This is a genomic window from Pseudomonas sp. B16(2017) (assembly GCF_002113205.1).
Classification (GTDB): domain Bacteria; phylum Pseudomonadota; class Gammaproteobacteria; order Pseudomonadales; family Pseudomonadaceae; genus Aquipseudomonas; species Aquipseudomonas pharyngis.
The window spans coordinates 220,234-235,645 of record NZ_NEKA01000001.1; the positions used below are offsets into that span (position 1 = coordinate 220,234).

At 61.5% G+C, this 15,412-nt stretch carries 16 protein-coding genes; 8 read left to right on the forward strand and 8 right to left on the reverse strand.

Annotated elements, in window-relative coordinates; translation table 11 throughout:
- Window positions 1-91: 91 nt before the first annotated feature.
- Window positions 92-760 (forward strand): isoprenoid biosynthesis glyoxalase ElbB, encoded by a 669-nt coding sequence (elbB, locus tag CAG25_RS01060; protein WP_085612043.1) that lies wholly within the window; start codon window positions 92-94, stop codon window positions 758-760.
- Window positions 761-890: 130 nt separating this feature from the next.
- Here the strand turns inward: elbB and CAG25_RS01065 are convergent, their stop codons facing one another.
- Window positions 891-1,346: a YaiI/YqxD family protein gene (locus CAG25_RS01065; RefSeq protein WP_085612097.1), complete on the reverse strand. Its 456-nt coding sequence runs from the start codon at window positions 1,344-1,346 to the stop codon at window positions 891-893.
- Window positions 1,347-1,350: 4 nt separating this feature from the next.
- Window positions 1,351-3,246, reverse strand: coding sequence for an FTR1 family protein (locus tag CAG25_RS01070; RefSeq protein ID WP_085612044.1), 1,896 nt, complete (start codon window positions 3,244-3,246; stop codon window positions 1,351-1,353).
- Window positions 3,247-3,397: 151 nt separating this feature from the next.
- Here CAG25_RS01070 and CAG25_RS01075 point away from each other — a divergent pair, with 151 nt between their 5' ends.
- The 5 genes from CAG25_RS01075 to CAG25_RS01095 all read left to right on the forward strand — a co-directional run bounded on the left by CAG25_RS01075 (window position 3,398) and on the right by CAG25_RS01095 (window position 8,130).
- On the forward strand, window positions 3,398-4,771 hold the full coding sequence (locus tag CAG25_RS01075; protein WP_085612045.1) for a COG3014 family protein: 1,374 nt from the start codon (window positions 3,398-3,400) through the stop codon (window positions 4,769-4,771).
- Between the two features lie 203 nt (window positions 4,772-4,974).
- Window positions 4,975-6,369: a COG3014 family protein gene (locus tag CAG25_RS01080; protein WP_085612046.1), complete on the forward strand. Its 1,395-nt coding sequence runs from the start codon at window positions 4,975-4,977 to the stop codon at window positions 6,367-6,369.
- Window positions 6,370-6,384: 15 nt separating this feature from the next.
- Complete coding sequence (locus CAG25_RS01085) at window positions 6,385-6,759, forward strand: YcfL family protein (protein WP_011336502.1); 375 nt, start codon at window positions 6,385-6,387, stop codon at window positions 6,757-6,759.
- Between the two features lie 36 nt (window positions 6,760-6,795).
- Window positions 6,796-7,383 (forward strand): penicillin-binding protein activator LpoB, encoded by a 588-nt coding sequence (gene lpoB, locus CAG25_RS01090; protein ID WP_007951848.1) that lies wholly within the window; start codon window positions 6,796-6,798, stop codon window positions 7,381-7,383.
- A 3-nt stretch (window positions 7,384-7,386) separates the two neighbouring features.
- Window positions 7,387-8,130, forward strand: a complete 744-nt coding sequence (locus CAG25_RS01095) for a penicillin-binding protein activator LpoB (RefSeq protein ID WP_085612047.1) — start codon at window positions 7,387-7,389, stop codon at window positions 8,128-8,130.
- 61 nt (window positions 8,131-8,191) lie between these two features.
- Here the strand turns inward: CAG25_RS01095 and CAG25_RS01100 are convergent, their stop codons facing one another.
- From CAG25_RS01100 to CAG25_RS01110, 3 genes are all read right to left on the reverse strand, one after another.
- Entirely contained in the window at window positions 8,192-8,824 is a 633-nt protein-coding gene (locus CAG25_RS01100; RefSeq protein WP_064600316.1) for a LysE family transporter, read from the reverse strand.
- 114 nt (window positions 8,825-8,938) lie between these two features.
- The gene (locus tag CAG25_RS01105) at window positions 8,939-9,520 is read right to left on the reverse strand and encodes a mechanosensitive ion channel family protein (RefSeq protein WP_039765304.1); all 582 of its coding nucleotides are present in this window, start codon (window positions 9,518-9,520) and stop codon (window positions 8,939-8,941) included.
- Window positions 9,520-11,430 carry an ATP-binding cassette domain-containing protein gene (locus tag CAG25_RS01110; protein WP_085612048.1) on the reverse strand — a complete coding sequence of 637 codons (1,911 nt, stop codon included), beginning with the start codon at window positions 11,428-11,430 and terminating at the stop codon, window positions 9,520-9,522. Before CAG25_RS01110 ends, CAG25_RS01105 begins: the two co-directional genes overlap by 1 nt.
- A gap of 50 nt (window positions 11,431-11,480) precedes the next feature.
- On the opposite strand from CAG25_RS01110, the gene CAG25_RS01115 reads away from it, so the two are divergent.
- Window positions 11,481-11,942: a TIGR02444 family protein gene (locus CAG25_RS01115; RefSeq protein ID WP_085612049.1), complete on the forward strand. Its 462-nt coding sequence runs from the start codon at window positions 11,481-11,483 to the stop codon at window positions 11,940-11,942.
- On the opposite strand, the gene CAG25_RS01120 is transcribed toward CAG25_RS01115, so the two are convergent.
- Window positions 11,939-13,144, reverse strand: coding sequence for an AlgP family protein (locus CAG25_RS01120; protein ID WP_085612050.1), 1,206 nt, complete (start codon window positions 13,142-13,144; stop codon window positions 11,939-11,941). The genes CAG25_RS01115 and CAG25_RS01120 overlap by 4 nt on opposite strands.
- Window positions 13,145-13,336: 192 nt before the next feature.
- On the opposite strand from CAG25_RS01120, the gene CAG25_RS01130 reads away from it, so the two are divergent.
- On the forward strand, window positions 13,337-14,002 hold the full coding sequence (locus CAG25_RS01130) for an FKBP-type peptidyl-prolyl cis-trans isomerase (RefSeq protein ID WP_085612051.1): 666 nt from the start codon (window positions 13,337-13,339) through the stop codon (window positions 14,000-14,002).
- 60 nt (window positions 14,003-14,062) lie between these two features.
- Here CAG25_RS01130 and CAG25_RS01135 read toward each other — a convergent pair whose 3' ends face one another.
- The gene (locus tag CAG25_RS01135; protein WP_007951863.1) at window positions 14,063-14,521 is read right to left on the reverse strand and encodes an Rsd/AlgQ family anti-sigma factor; all 459 of its coding nucleotides are present in this window, start codon (window positions 14,519-14,521) and stop codon (window positions 14,063-14,065) included.
- Window positions 14,522-14,706: 185 nt separating this feature from the next.
- Window positions 14,707-15,258, reverse strand: a complete 552-nt coding sequence (locus CAG25_RS01140; protein ID WP_085612052.1) for a disulfide bond formation protein B — start codon at window positions 15,256-15,258, stop codon at window positions 14,707-14,709.
- Window positions 15,259-15,412 lie beyond the last annotated feature (154 nt).

A 15,412-nucleotide genomic window follows, 5' to 3' on the forward strand; every position in this document is an offset into this window, starting at 1 on the left:
GCTCAGATCCTAGGTGTAGCCGCGGCTTGATCCTATGGCAACGAACGACAAATTAGAGGACATTTAGCGCCATGAATCTGGAGAGAAACCCATGAGCAAAAAAGTTGCAGTGATCCTGTCCGGTTGCGGCGTTTACGACGGCGCCGAGATCTACGAAAGCGTCATCACCCTGTTGCGCCTCGACCAGCGCGGCGCCCAGGTGCAGTGTTTCGCCCCGAACATCGCGCAATTGCATGTGATCAATCACCTGACCGGCGAAGAAATGCCCGAGTCGCGCAACGTGCTGGTGGAATCGGCTCGCATCGCCCGGGGCAACGTCAAGGATCTGCGTGAGGCCGATGTCGAGGACTTCGATGCGCTGATCGTGCCAGGCGGTTTCGGTGCGGCGAAGAACCTGTCGAACTTCGCCATCGAAGGCGCCGGCTGCACCGTGCAGCCGCAAGTACTGGCGCTGGCCGAAGCCTTTGCCGAAGCGGGCAAACCGGTGGGCCTTATCTGCATTTCGCCGGCGCTGGCCGCGAAGATCTACGGCCCCGGCGTGACCTGCACCATCGGCAACGACGCCGACACGGCCGCCGCCATGAACAAGATGGGCGCCAACCACGAAGACTGCGCGGTGACCGACATCATTGAAGACAAGGCGCGCAAACTGGTGACCACTCCGGCCTACATGCTGGCGCAGTCGATCAGTGAGGCGGCTTCGGGGATCAACAAGCTGGTGGATCGGGTGCTAGAGCTGACCCACGAAAACGACGCCTGATCTCTTGGTCGAATACACACCCAATGTGGGAGCGGGCTTGCTCGCGAAGACGTCAGGTCAGACAACTATTCGTTGAATGACACACCGCCTTCGCGAGCAAGCCCGCTCCCACAGAGGATTTGTGTAATGTTCAGGTTTTGCGGGCGAGCCTGGTGAGGATCCGGTCCAGCGCATTGGCGAACGCCTGCTTCTCGCGGTCGCCAAACGGTGCCGGGCCGCCGCTGACCTGGCCCTGTTCACGCAGGTCGGTGAACAGGTTGCGTGTCGCCAGCCGCTCACCCATGTTCTGCGCGTCGAACTCCTTGCCGCGCGGGTCCAGCGCTGCAACGCCCTTCTTCACCAGCCGGTCGGCCAGTGGAATGTCGCTGCAGATCACCAGTTCACCCGGCACCGCATGCTCCACCAGATAATCATCCGCCGCATCCGGGCCGCTCGGCACCACGATCAGCTTGACGAGCGCCAGCGCCGGCTTGCTCTGCGGCTGCCCCGCCACCAGCACCACTTCGAAGCGGCGTTTGAGGGCGAACTTCACCACCAGCTCCTTGGCCATCTTCGGGCAGGCATCGGCATCGATCCATACGCGCATCATCTCAAGCCGCGATGCGGCGCTTTTCAGCCACCCAACTGCGGCCATACAGCACGATGATCGCCGCGATCGCCACGGCCTGCGCCGTCAGCGAATAGGCGTCGGCATGAATCCCCAGCCAGTCGAAATCGAAGAACGCCACCGGCCGGGTGCCAAAGATCCCGGCTTCCTGCAGCGCCTTCACGCCATGACCGGCGAACACCACCGACAACGCGCAGAGCAGCGCGGCGTTGATGCTGAAGAACAGCGCCAGCGGCAGTTTCGCCGAACCGCGCAGGATCACCCACGCCAGACCGAACAGCAGCACCAGCGCCGTCGCACCGCCCGCCAACACCGCGTTGTGCCCGGCAGGACCGGCCTGCAGCCACAGGGTTTCGTAGAACAGGATCACTTCGAACAGCTCGCGGTACACCGAGAAGAACGCCAGGATCGCGAAACCGAAACGCCCGCCTCCGCCAACCAGACTCTGCTTGATGTAGTCCTGCCAGGCTGCCGCGTGGCGACGGTCGTGCATCCACACCCCGAGCCACAACACCATGACGCTGGCAAACAGCGCCGTGGCGCCTTCCAGCAGTTCACGCTGAGAGCCGCTGACATCGATCACGTACGCCGCCAGCGCCCAGGTCCCGAGACCGGCCAGCAATGCCAAACCCCAGCCGACGTTGACGCTGCGCACCGCCGATTGCTGGCCGGTGTTGCGCAAGAACGCGAGGATCGCCGCCAGCACCAGAATCGCTTCCAGACCTTCGCGCAGCAGAATCAGCAGACCGGAGATGTAGCTCAGCGACCAGCTCAATCCATCGCTGCCCAACAGGCCGGCAGACTCCTTGAGTTTGGCCTTGGCCGCATCGAGACGCTGTTCGGCCTGCTCCACCGGCAAGCCGTCCTGCAGCGATTGCCGATAGGCCATCAGGGATTTTTCGGTGTCCTTGCGCACGTTGGCGTCGACGTTGTCCAGCGAGCTTTCGACCAGTTCGAAGCCTTCCAGATACGCCGCCACCGACAGGTCGTAAGCCTGATCGTGTTCACCGGCACGGTACGCCGCCAGGCTCTTGTCCAGGGTCGCGGCGGTGTAGTCGAGCAACTGCGCCGGGCCGCGCTTGACCTGCGGCGGCTGCGCCCGTTGCGCACGGAAGATCGCGGCGGCTTCAGCGCCCTCGGCAGCCTGCACCTCGGCCGGGGTCTGGCGGGCCAGATCGGCAATGTTGTAGGTCTTGTCGGCTTTGGCCGTGGCCGGATCGGCGCTGAACTGCGCGATATAGGTCGCCAGATCCCAGCGCTGACGGTCGTCCAGTTGATCGGCAAAGGCTGGCATGTCAGTGCCTTCGACGCCCTGGCCGAGGGTGCTGTAGATCGCGTACAGGCTCAGGTGATCCATCCGCGCAGCGTCGCGCAGGTTGGCCGGCGCCGGCGTCATGCCGAGACCTGCCGGGCCGTCGCCGGCACCCGCGTCGCCGTGGCACACCGAGCAGTTTTGCGCGTAGAGCGGCGCACCACGGGTCGGATCAGGCGTGATGATCGGGGCCTGGCTGACTTCATAAGCCACCGCCAGTTTCGCCCCCAGTTGTCGGGCCTGACGGGCCACGTCCGCACCGTCCTGTTTCGCCGTGATCGCGGCGTGCAAGGCGCTGACGCCCTGTTCCAGCGCGGCTTTCTCCGGTTTGGCCGGCAGGTCGGCGATCAGCCCTTGCAGCACCTGGGTGAATTCCAGTTGCTCACGGTATTCGCCATCGTCAATGACCTTGCCTGCCGCTACCGTCGGCAGGTAATCGGCGCTGATGTAATCAAGCAGGTGCAACGCTTGCGGCGCGCCTTCCACGGTGTCGGCCAGCAGATTGAAGCTGCTCAGGGCGCACAGCGGGAACACCAGCCAGGCCAGAAATCGGGACGCGGCAGTCATGAATGAGTCTCAAGTGGAAATGCGAAGTTACATATTGTTCACTTCGAGCGCGATTCCCTCAAGCTTTCTCTCCAATCCCCGGCACATGGCCACTGCCCACCCCTATAATCCTTCACCTTTCGCCTCTCTGCTCCAGGAAGAGCTGCACTCCATGCGCCAACGCCTGCTACTCCCGGTATTAATCAGCACGATCCTGCAACTGAGCGGCTGCGCGGCTTACCGCAATTACGACCTGGAAATGCAGCAAACCAACGACCGGCTGATGCTCGGCGACTATCAGGGTGCCCTGGATGTGCTGGAGTGGCACAACCCGTGGGAAGACAAGGACCTGCTCTACTACTTCGAGAAGGGGTCGATTCTCAGCTTCGCCAACGCCCGCCCGCAGAGCCAGAAAGCCTGGCGCAGCGCAGACCGGATGGTGTTCCAGCGCGAAGAAGCCGTGCCTTCTGCCCCCATGAAGCTGCTCAACCGGTTTGCCTATGAAATGGGCACCCTGCTGGTCAACGACAAGCTCAGCCGCTACGAAGGCTATGACTACGAAAAAGTCATGCTGACCACACAGATGGCCCTCAACCAATTGGGCGAAAGCGATTTCGACGGCGCCCGGGCAGACATCAAGAAGACCCATGAACGTGAAGCACTGATCGCCCGCCAGCGGGAGCGCCAGTATGAAGAACTCGAGGAACAGGCCAAAGCTCAAGGCATCGTCGTGCAATACAAGGATTTGCAGGGCTATCCCGTCACCACCCTGGACGCGCCAGCGGTTATCGAACTGAAGAACGGCTACCAGAGTGCTTTCAGCCATTACCTGGCCGGGTTCACCTATGAAGCGCTGGGTGAACGGGATCTGGCCGCACCGGGTTATCGCCAGGCAATCGAGTTGCGCCCGAATATCCCCTTCCTCGAACAGGCGTTGCGCAATCTCGACAAACCGCCGGCCAAGGATGATGAAAGCGATGTTCTGATCGTCGTCCAGAGCGGTCTGGCGCCGGCCCGCAGCTCGGTAACGGTGCCGATCCCGGTGCGGCTCAATGAAAATCTGGTCATTACCGCGCCGATCTCGTTTCCCATCCTGGTGCCGGACACCGTCACACCAGCGTTCGACCACATCCTGGTGGATGGCCGCAAACGCCCGCTGACCGTGATCAACAGCGTCACCGACATGGCGTTTCGTACGCTGCGCGATGACATGCCGGCGATCATTTCCCGGGCAATGTTCCGCGCCAACATGGCCGCCATCTCGCAGGCTCAGGAAAACGAACGCAATCCGGCCAAGGCCTCGCTGGTCGTCACCGAGCACGACCCCTTTGAGGAGGCCGACACCCGAACGTGGCGCACGCTCCCCGACAAGACATTGGTGGCGCGCATACGGCTGAAGAAAGGCGATCACCAATTCAATGCGCCCAATGCACCCGGAGCGTCATCGGTCACCCTGCGCATCGATCGCGATCACCAATTGGTCAACCTGCGAGTTCTGAGAGATGTCGCCAACGTAATCGGCAATGCCAGACTGCCGGATAAGTAATGGCACCTAACTAACCGGTGCAATTAAAAAGCTATTACATAGCCATCATCGCCCGCTTATAATGCCGCGCCCGCGCTATCGCGTTGCGGCATTAAAGCTCCTCTTTTTATGAGGAATTGGCAGGAGGCCAGCGCCACTGCCGATCGGTCCCAGCAGCCCGACCCGCACCCGAGGCTGTCGCTACTCATGGAAGAAGTAACCCCATGGCATTCCGCGCTCCCACTCTGATTGCGCTCAGCGCTGTCACCCTGCTGTCCGGCTGTTCGGCGTTTCGCAACTACGATTCCGAACTGGCCCAGACCAACCAGCAACTGGCCACCGGCAACGTCGACGCCGCCCTGACCCTGCTGGAAAAGAACAACACCGGCCCGGACAAAGACCTGCTCTATTACTTCGAGAAAGGTGAACTGCTGCGCGCCAAGGGCGATCTGTCCGGCAGCCAGAATGCCTGGACCAGCGCCGACCAGGTGGTGGGCAAGTGGGAAGACTCGGTCAAGCTCGACACCGACAAGTACCTGGCCCAGTTCGGCAGTTTCCTGGTCAACGACAAGGTGCGCCGCTACGAAGGCTACGACTACGAAAAAGTCATGCTGACTACGCAGATGGCCCTGAACCTGCTGGCGGTCAACGACTTCGACGGCGCCCGCACCGCGATCAAGAAGACTCACGAACGTGAAGCGGTGATCGCCGACCTGCGCGACAAGGAATACCTCAAGAGCGAAGAGGAAGCCGAGAAGGAAGGCATCAAGACCGAATACAAGGATTTGCAGGGCTACCCGGTGGCCAGCCTCGACGCGCCGGAAGTGGTCGGCCTGAAAAACAGCTACCAGAGTGCGTTCAGCCATTACCTGGCCGGTTTCGTCTATGAAGCTCTGGGCGAAAAAGACCTCGCTGCGCCGGGCTATCGCAAGGCTGCCGAGCTGCGCCCGAACACGCCGCTGCTGGAGCAGGCGTTGGTCAACCTCGACAAACCGGTCAAAAGCGATGACAGCGACATTCTGATCGTGGTGCAAAGCGGTCTGGCGCCGGCCCGCGATTCGATCCGCGTGCCGTTGCCGCTGCCAATCTCCAACAACGTAGTGATTACTCCGCTGTCGTTCCCGATCATCAAGCCCGACACCTCCACCGCGACATTCGCGCAAATCGGTGTCGATGGCCAGCAGGTCGACCTGACCGCGCTGAACAGCACCACCGCGATGTCCCGCCGTGCCCTGCGCGATGACATGCCGGGGATCATCCTGCGCACCACCGTGCGCGCGATCACCAAAGGTGTAGCGCAGAAGAAGATCAACGAAACCAACCCGCTGGCGGGTCTGGCGGTCGGTATTTCTTCAGCTGTGCTCGAAGGTGCCGATACCCGTACGTGGCGCACCCTGCCGGACATGACTCAGGTCGTACGTCTGCGCTTGAAGAAAGGTGAGCACCTGGTCACTCTGCCGAGCGCCGTCGGTGGCTCTCAGGTCAAGGTCACCGTCGATCAGCGTTACCAGGTGATCACCCTGCGCGCCGTCGGCAATCAGGTGTTCGCTGCCGGCCTCGCCGCCCACGTCACCCCGAGCGCTGGCGCTACCGCCGTGGCCAGCCTCAAACAACCTTAAGAACGGAGTCTTTGCATGCGCTTCAAACTCATCGCCGTCGCTGCCCTCGCCCTGCTGGCGAGCGGCTGCGCCACCCCGCCACCACCGGAACCGGGCAGTGCCGCGAGCAAGGTCGTGGCCATGGGCCCGCAGAAACACATCGTGGTCGGCGCGATGCGCGTGGCCCGCGAAAACGGCTTCATGACCGTCAACGTGCAGTTGAGCAACACCCTCAACAGCAACAAGACGTTCTACTACCGCTTCGCCTGGCTCGGGCCGGAAGGTTTCCCGATCGCCGAAGAAGAAGTCTGGAAGAGCCAGATGATGTACGGCGCCCAGACCAGCTTCATCCAGGGCATCGCCCCGACGCCCAAAGCCGTGGACTTCCGTCTGGAACTCAAGACGCCTTAAGCCCGACACCCTATTCCCGATTCAGAGAGCACTCCCATGTTTGCACGCTTTTCCTTCATCGCCGTCCTCGCCCTGCTGGCCAGCGGTTGCGCCAACACTTCGCCGACCCTGGGCAGCAAGAACATCAGCTACGGCGACACCAAGGCCGTTGAAACCGTGACCAACGAGTTCGGTTCGACCGACCTGCAGATGATCGCCGAGTCGATGACCCGTTCCCTGGCCCAGTCCGGCATTCTGCAGGGTCGCCCTGTGGTGCAGGTCTACGACGTGAAGAACAAGACCAGCGAATACATCGACACCCGCGAAATCACCACCAGCATCAAGACCCAGCTGATGAAGTCCGGCACTGCCCGTTTCGCCAGCGACAACACCGCGATGCAGAGCCAGGTCGACCAGCTCAAGCTGCAAAACCAGAGCGGCCTGTACAAGAAAAGCACCGTGGCCAAGACTGGCAACATGATCGCCGCCAAATACCGTCTTGAAGGTTCGATCAGCTCGATCGTCAAGCGCAGCAGCGACTACAAGGACGTCTTCTACAAATTCAGCCTGCAACTGATCGACGTTGAAAGCGGTCTGGCCGAGTGGATGGACGAGAAAGAGATCCGCAAAACCACGGAGCGTTAATCGATGCGCACATGGATTGGCATGATGGCCCTGGCTTGCGCGTTCAGCGTGCAGGCGGCCCCGAAAGTCGCGGTGACGGATCTGGCGTATCAGGAACGTGTGGAGCAATACATCCACATCGTTTCGGCCCAGAACAATTACCGCGAGGGTTATTACAGCGCCAGTGGGTCTTCGAGCTATAACGAGCTCGAAGCCACCACCAGCTACATCGAACAGACCGAGCTGCGTAAGTTCACCGGCGACATCAAGGGTGAAATCCTGCGTACCGGCATGTTCCAGCTGGTGCAGGGCACGCCGTACACGGCGTCGTCCAAGGGTGACGTCTACGACGTGATCAAGCGGATCAAGGCCGGCAACTTCAAGGGTGCCGACTACGTGCTGTTCGGCACGGTGTCGGACATCGACTTCACCCAGGACGTAAACGAGCTGGCGAACACCGACAGCTATTCCGCCGTGCTGGGCCTGACGCTGGTGGCCGATTTCAGCCTGATCAACACCAAGACCTTCGAAATCACCTCGGCCTTCACGGCGATGGGCGAAGCGCAGGACACCAAACTGGTGAACCACCGCGACATCAAGATCTCGCTCAACCGCCCACGGGTGGTGCGTGACGTGTCGAAGGCGCTGGGCGAAGACGTGGCCGGGCAGCTGAGCATGCAACTCGGCGGTGGCGGTTACGAGCAGCCGCGCGAACCGCAGCAGCGCAACAATCTGCCGCGTGATACGGCGCCAGTGATTCTTCACTGACCGACTGCCGGAAACGAAAAAGGCGACCTTCTCAGGTCGCCTTTTTTTGTGGCTGCACGCTTTATGCGGCCGCTTTGCGCAATGTCGCCATGAACGCCGCAGCGCCAATGAACAGCCCGGCAAACGTGCGGTTCATGCGTCGCTGCTGGGTCGGTGTGCGCAACAGGCGCAACACCTTCGACGCCAGACCGGTGTAGCCGGCCATGACGATCAGGTCGACCGCGATCATGGTCACGCCGATCACCACGTACTGGATCAGCAGCGGCGCATGCGGATTGATGAACTGCGGCAGCACCGCGAGCATGAACACCAGGGCCTTGGGGTTGCTGATGTTCACCAGAAAACCACGGAACACCAGCGCCAGCGGCTTGCCGATTGGCCGGACCGCCGCGTCGTCACTCATGTCCATCGGCAGTGCGCGCCATTGTTTGATCGCGAGATAGACCAGGTAGGCGACACCGAACCATTTGATCGCATGGAACGCCGTGGCGGAAGCGGTGAGGATCGCGCCGACACCGGCGCCGACGATGGCAATCTGAACAGCCAGGCCGATCTGCAGGCCCAGGGCGTTCCAGTAACCGCGCCAGAAACCGTATTGCAGACCGCTGGACATCGACGCGATGGCGCCGGCACCCGGAGAAAGACTGATCACCCAGCAGGCGGCAAAAAACGCCAGCCATGTTTGAAGCTCCATCGCACACCTCGACTCGGACTCGTGACAATCCTCAAAGCTAATGCGGAATTGGCTGGATGACTACCGATTTTTTGCAGGATGTTGCGGGCGCCGACCAATGTGGCCGGCGTCCAATCACTTTTCGAAACCGCTGGAAGGGAACACATCAGTGCCGCGCCAGCGGCGCACCGAACGCTGGAAGAACAGGCTGTTGGGCACCTGCACCATGGCGCTGCCGGTGCCGAGTTCTTCGGCTTCGATCAGCGTGGTGTAGAGCAGATTGATCGCCACCACCCGGCCTTTGACGCCGGGCTTGTCGGTGGTGTCCACCAGTTCGACGACGTCGCCGAGACGGAACGGGCCAACGGTGAAGATCAGAATCGCGCAGAGCAGGTTCGACAGCACGCTCCACATGGCAAAGAACGCCACCGCCGCCACCGCGACGAAGCCCGACAGCGCGGTCCAGAGCACCGTGGCCGACACCCCGAGACGCTCCAGCACAAAGATCAGCGCACTACCCATGATCAGCCAGCGCAGACCGCCGCGCAGCGGCATCAGCAACTGCGGCGGGAACGGATACTTCTCCCCCAGGCGAGTCAGGAATCGGGCGACGACGCGCTGGGCGAAGTAGCCGGCCAGCAGGATCAGCAGAATCTGCACACCGAGCCAGATCGGCTCGGCCCACATCGCCGGCAATGGAAGTTTGAAAGCTTCCATCAAGACAGCGCCTCCAGCTCCGCCTGCATGCTTTCCAGCGTTTCCAGCGCTTGCATCCATGCTTCTTCAAGTTCGCCTTCGCGGACTTTCAGCTTGGCCTGTTCGGCCAGCAGGTCACGCAATTCGTTCTTGCGCGCTGGCTCGTAGAGGTCGCTGTCGCCAAGGCTGGCATCGACCTTCGCCAGTTTCTCGTGCAGCTTGCCGAGCTCGGCTTCGAGCTTGTCAGCCTCGCGCTTGTGCGGCGCCAGTTGCTGACGCAACGCAGCGGCAGCCTGACGCTGGGCTTTCTTGTCGGTCTTGTCCGGGTTGACCGGCGTGTTGCTGACCGGGGCGTTGCGCTGACGATATTCGACCAGCCAACGGGCGTAGTCCTCAAGGTCGCCATCGAACTCTTCGACCTTGCCGTCCGCGACCAGGAAAAAGTTGTCGGTGGTGCTCTTGAGCAGATGCCGATCGTGGGAAACCACCAACACCGCGCCGCTGAATTCCTGCAACGCCATGGTCAGCGCCAGGCGCATTTCCAGGTCGAGGTGGTTGGTCGGTTCGTCGAGCAGCAGCAGGTTCGGCCGTTCCCATGCGATCAGCGCCAAAGCCAGACGAGCCTTTTCGCCACCGGAGAAATTCAGCACCGGTTCGTCGATCCGTGCGCCGCGGAAGTCGAAACCACCAAGGAAATCGCGCAGGGTCTGCTCGCGCTCGGTCGGCGCCAGACGCTGCAAGTGCAGCAACGGGCTGGCCTTGGAATCCAGCGAGTCGAGTTGATGCTGAGCGAAGTAACCGACCACGGTGTTCTCGCCGCGAGTCAGGCGCCCGGCCAGTGGTTCGAGTTCGCCGGCAAGGTTCTTGATCAGGGTCGACTTGCCCGCGCCGTTGGGGCCGAGCAAGCCGATCCGCGCGCCGGGGGTCAGTTGCAGCTTGACCTTCTCCAGCACGGTTTTCTCGCCGTAACCCAGGCGCGCATCGGACAGGTCGATCAGCGGGCTGGAGATCTTGGTCGACTCGCGGAACACGAAGTCGAACGGCGAATCGACGTGGGCCGCCGACAGCTCTTCCATGCGCTCCAGCGCCTTGATCCGGCTCTGGGCCTGACGGGCCTTGGTGGCCTGGGCCTTGAACCGGGCGATGTAGCTTTCCATGTGCGCACGCTGCGCCTGCTGCTTCTCGTAGGCCTGTTGCTGCTGGGCCAGACGCTCGGCACGGGCGCGTTCGAACGCGGTGTAGCCGCCACGGTAGAGCGTCAGCTTGCGCTGATCGACGTGGGCCACGTGATCGACCACTTCATCGAGAAAATCGCGGTCGTGGGAAATCAGCAGCAAGGTGCCGGGGTAACTTTTCAGCCACTCTTCGAGCCAGATGATGGCGTCGAGGTCCAAGTGGTTGGTCGGCTCGTCGAGCAGCAACAGGTCCGATGGGCACATCAAAGCCTGCGCAAGGTTCAGACGCATCCGCCAGCCACCGGAGAAATCTCCTACCTGACGATCCATCTGCTCGTTGGTGAAACCGAGGCCGGCGAGCAGCTTGCGCGCCCGCGCATCGGCGGTGTAGCCGTCGGCGCTGTCGAGTTCGGCGTGCAGGCGGGCCAGCGCGGTGCCGTCGTGGGCCTCTTCGGCTGCCGCGAGCTCGCGCTGCACTTCGCGCAGACGCAGGTCGCCGTCGAGCACATAGTCGACCGCCAGGCGCTCGAGCGTGTCGACCTCCTGGCGCATGTGGGCGATACGCCAGTCGGCCGGCAGCAGGCAGTCGCCCGAGTCCGGGTGCAACTCACCGCGGAGCAAGGCGAACAGGCTGGATTTGCCGGCGCCGTTGGCACCGATGAGGCCGGCTTTGTGGCCGGCGTGCAGGGTCAGCTCGGCGTCTTCTAGCAGACGTTGCGGGCCACGCTGTAAAGTCAGGTTCTGAAGTCGGATCATAATGGCGGCGGAGTCTACCAGCTTCCCCCGCAACTGGCGCGAGTAGCACGATGTCCTCTGACCTGTGGAGCTTTGCCCTTGCCGTCTACGCCCGTCCCGGCGTGGAGGATGCCTGCCTGTGCCTGCAATCGGCGGGGGCCAACGTGTGCCTGATGCTGTGCGGTTTATGGCTGGAACAACGCGATGCCACCTGCAACGAGGTGCGAGCCCGGCAACTTCTTGAACTGACAGAGCCTTGGGACCGGGAGGTGGTGCAACCGTTGCGCACATTGCGCATGCAGTGGAAAGCGCTGGCCGAAACCGATCCGGTGCTCAAGGGGATGCGTGAGCAGATCAAAGGATTGGAGCTGGAGGCGGAGCGTGCACTGCTGTCGCGACTGGAAGGCGCCGCGCAAGGCTGGAAGCGTCATTCAAAGGAATCGAGTGACTGGCTGGAAGTGCTGGCCGGCCCTGCGGCCAACCTGAACCGCGACGCGCTGCAAGTGCTGCGCGTCGCGGCGACCGGCGCTTAGGAAGCGCTGGACGGGTTGCTGGCGACGCTCGACACCGGCGCCGACGATGGCGTGGTTGCGGTGGTCGAGGTAGTGGCGGCGGGTGCAGGTGCAGCGGTCGCAGCCGGAGTTGCCGGTGCGGCAGGTTTGGCAGCAGGTGCAGTGGCCGGTTTTGCTGCAGCTGGTTTTGCTGCTGGCTTGGCAGCGGCAGGTTTTTTCACCGCAGGTTTTGCAGCAGGTTTTGCAGCAGGTTTCGCTGCTGGCTTGGCGGCCGGTTTAGCGGTGGTCGCTGGCTTGGCGGCGGTCGTTGCAGGCTTGGCGGCGGCAGCCGGTTTGGCGGCTGGTTTTACAGCGGGTTTGGCCGCAGCTTTTACCGCAGGCTTGGCCGCTGGTTTCACTGCCGCTTTGGCAGCAGGTTTGGCAGCAACCGGTTTGGCAGCGGTTTTCGCCGCAGGCTTGGCAGCAGCTGTTTTGGCGGCTGGTTTAGCGGCGGCTTTAACGGCTGGTTTTGCTGCCGGCTTGGCGGCTGGCTTGGCAGCAGGTTTCGCAGCGGCAGTTCTCGCTGGAGCCGCTTTCGCAGCAGCAGTTCTCGCCGCAGGTTTGGCGGCTGGTTTTGCAGCAGCTGACTTGGCGGCAGCTGGTTTGGCTGCTGTGGTTTTGGCCGCAGGTTTGGCAGCGCTGGCGGCTGCGGGTTTCTTCGCGGCTGGTTTTGCAGCGGCTTTCACTGGCGCTTTTGCCGGGGCTTTCGCAGGCGCTTTGGCCGGTGCTTTTGCAGCAGGTTTGGCGGCCGCTTTTTTCGCAGGTACCGCTGCAGGTTTAGCCGAACGCAGGGACAGCGCCTTGCCGACGGCTTCTTGAACACGACCGACACCCTGGGCCAGTTTCAGGCTTTCCTGGGCATCGCGCTTGAGTTGCAGAATGTAGCTGCGGGTGTCGGACTGACGTTCCTTCAGCGCATCGAGCAGGTCTTCGAGTTCCTTCACGGCAGCCTTGGCCTTGGTCTGCGCCTTGGCTTTACCGGCTGCTGCTGCGTCCTGCAGTTTGGTGCGGGATTTGTGCAGCTTTTCTTGCGCCTTGCCGCGTTGCTTTTCCAGTTTGGCGAGCAGTTTTTCAGCATCAGCCAAGGCTTGGGAGCAAGCGTTTTCCAGATGCTCGAGCAGGCTGCCCGAGAGTTGTTGGAGTAAATGCAACGGAGTGTTTACAGGCTTCTTGGTGGCCGACATGGTTTACCTCCTGGCTGACGTGAGTGCGGCTCATACTAGACCTCTGCTGCTACCGCCGCTAGGGCATGTTGACAGTATCGAAAGCACTCGGTTGCAGGCTTGCAAAAAACTTCTGCGCATTGGCAAAAGCAGTTCACCGTTGCAGACGTTCGCGCTGGCATAATCCACCGCAATTCAGGATGGAGAGTGCCCATGTCGCGCTACTTTTTTTTATCCCTCTGCATGATTTTTTCCGTGGCTCAGGCCGACGAAAAAACGACGGCGAATGACGCCCACGATCTGGCTTACAGCCTCGGCGCCAGCCTCGGCGAACGACTGCGTCAGGAAGTGCCGCAGCTGCAGATCCAGGCGTTGATCGAAGGTCTGCAGCAGGCCTATCAAGGCAAGCCGTTGGCACTGAGCGAGGCACGCATCGAGCAGATCCTCGCCGATCACGAATCGCAGGCAGCCGAGCAGGCGGCGATGCCTTCGACTGAAGCCGCGATGGAAAACGAGCGACGTTTTCTCACCGCCGAAAAAGCCAAACCGGGTGTAAAGGAGCTGGCCGACGGCATCCTGCTGACCGAGCTTGCGCCGGGGAATGGCACCAAGGCCGGCCCGGATGGAAAAGTGCAGGTGCTGTACATCGGCCGACTGCCGGACGGCACCGTGTTCGATCAGAACAGCCAGCCGCAGTGGTTCAATCTCGACAGCGTGATCGCCGGCTGGCGCACCGCGCTGCAGAACATGCCGGTCGGCGCGAAGTGGCGTCTGGTGATTCCATCGGATCAGGCTTATGGCGCCGACGGTGCAGGCGACTTGATCGCGCCGTTCACACCGCTGGTGTTCGAAGTGGAATTGCGCGGCGCGACCAGTTGATCGCCCAATAAAAAACGGTGCGTTTGGGGCGCACCGTTTCTGTGTCTTGCGAGGTTCGGTTCAGGCCTGAACCGAATCCTCTTCCTTGTGTGCGGTATGCAGCACTTCGATCAGGCAGTCTTCCAGTTCGAAGCGCTCGTGGAGCAGGCCGCCCAGCTCCTTGAATTTCTCCGCAACGCATTTGCCTTCATCACAAAGGTCGTTGAACGCGAGCAGCTTTTCGGTGATGACATCGATCCGCGGATAGATCGTCTCGGCCAGTTCCAGGCCGCGCTTGTCATTGAAGGCCTTGGCCTCGCCCGTCAGCTGTTCGTAGATTTCGAAGTGCCCGGCCGAGACGTAATCGACCAGCACACCGCAGAATTCCTGCAAAGGCTTTCGATCCTCGGACAGCGCCTGAGGTTTGGCGCCCAGCTTGTCATAGGCAGCGATCAATTCCTCACGCTCCTGCAGCCAGCGGTCGATCAGCAGATGAACTCCACCCCAACGTTCCTGAGCATTCTGACAACTTTCGAGCATGGTGATCTCTCTTCCCTTGTGGGTCATGCTGCCCTACACCCGCGCCTCTTCTTGTGGCTATTGCTTTGAGAGGCGGCCGGGCAGAGCGTCATCGAGCAACACAATTCCAATGACACGTGCGGGCCAGATTATGCCCGCACGCCTATGGCTTCAAGGTACGCAGGAGAGAAAGTTCATACAAGTGTTTAATCCCTGACCAGCGCCGGGTGCGACGGTTGGCCGCTAAGTGGTCGCTGTAAAGCCATCCAGACCTGTCGCAGCAACTGGTAAGCGGCAAGGATCGACATCCCCACGAAGAACAGCAGGCTCCACTCCGGAATGCTCAAATCGAACAGTGTCCAGGACAACTCCGTGCAATCGGCAGTGTCGTTGAACATACGCATCAGTGCGCATAACCACGGCAGGCTGCTGAACATTTCCTCCGGCCCTGGCCCGCAATGCGCCAGCCTTTGCAGGGAATCACTTTGCAACAGTACTTGTCGCCAGGCCGCCGTCATCCCGCCAAGACTGGTCAGCAACGCCATCATCCAGTACAGCGACAGACCGACACGCTGAGGCCCATGGACCGCCGCCACACCACAAAAAATGGTGAGCATACACATGAACAGACGCTGGACCAGACACAGGCTGCAGGGCACCAGACCGACCGCGTATTCGAGGTAATAAGAAGCTCCCAGGGCCAGAATCCCCGCAGTGAAAGCCATAAAGAACAGGGAGCGTGAGCAGGCCAACGACATGGCTTATCCGTAACAATAAAGACAGGCAGTTACGGTAGAGGAAAGCGCCTCGGGCTTTCAAGGCAGGTCACTGGCGACACTTCATCAGAAGTGTAGGGAAATCCCGACAGGCACCGAAGGATTCGGTGTAGCCCATTGTAGGATTTTGCTCGGG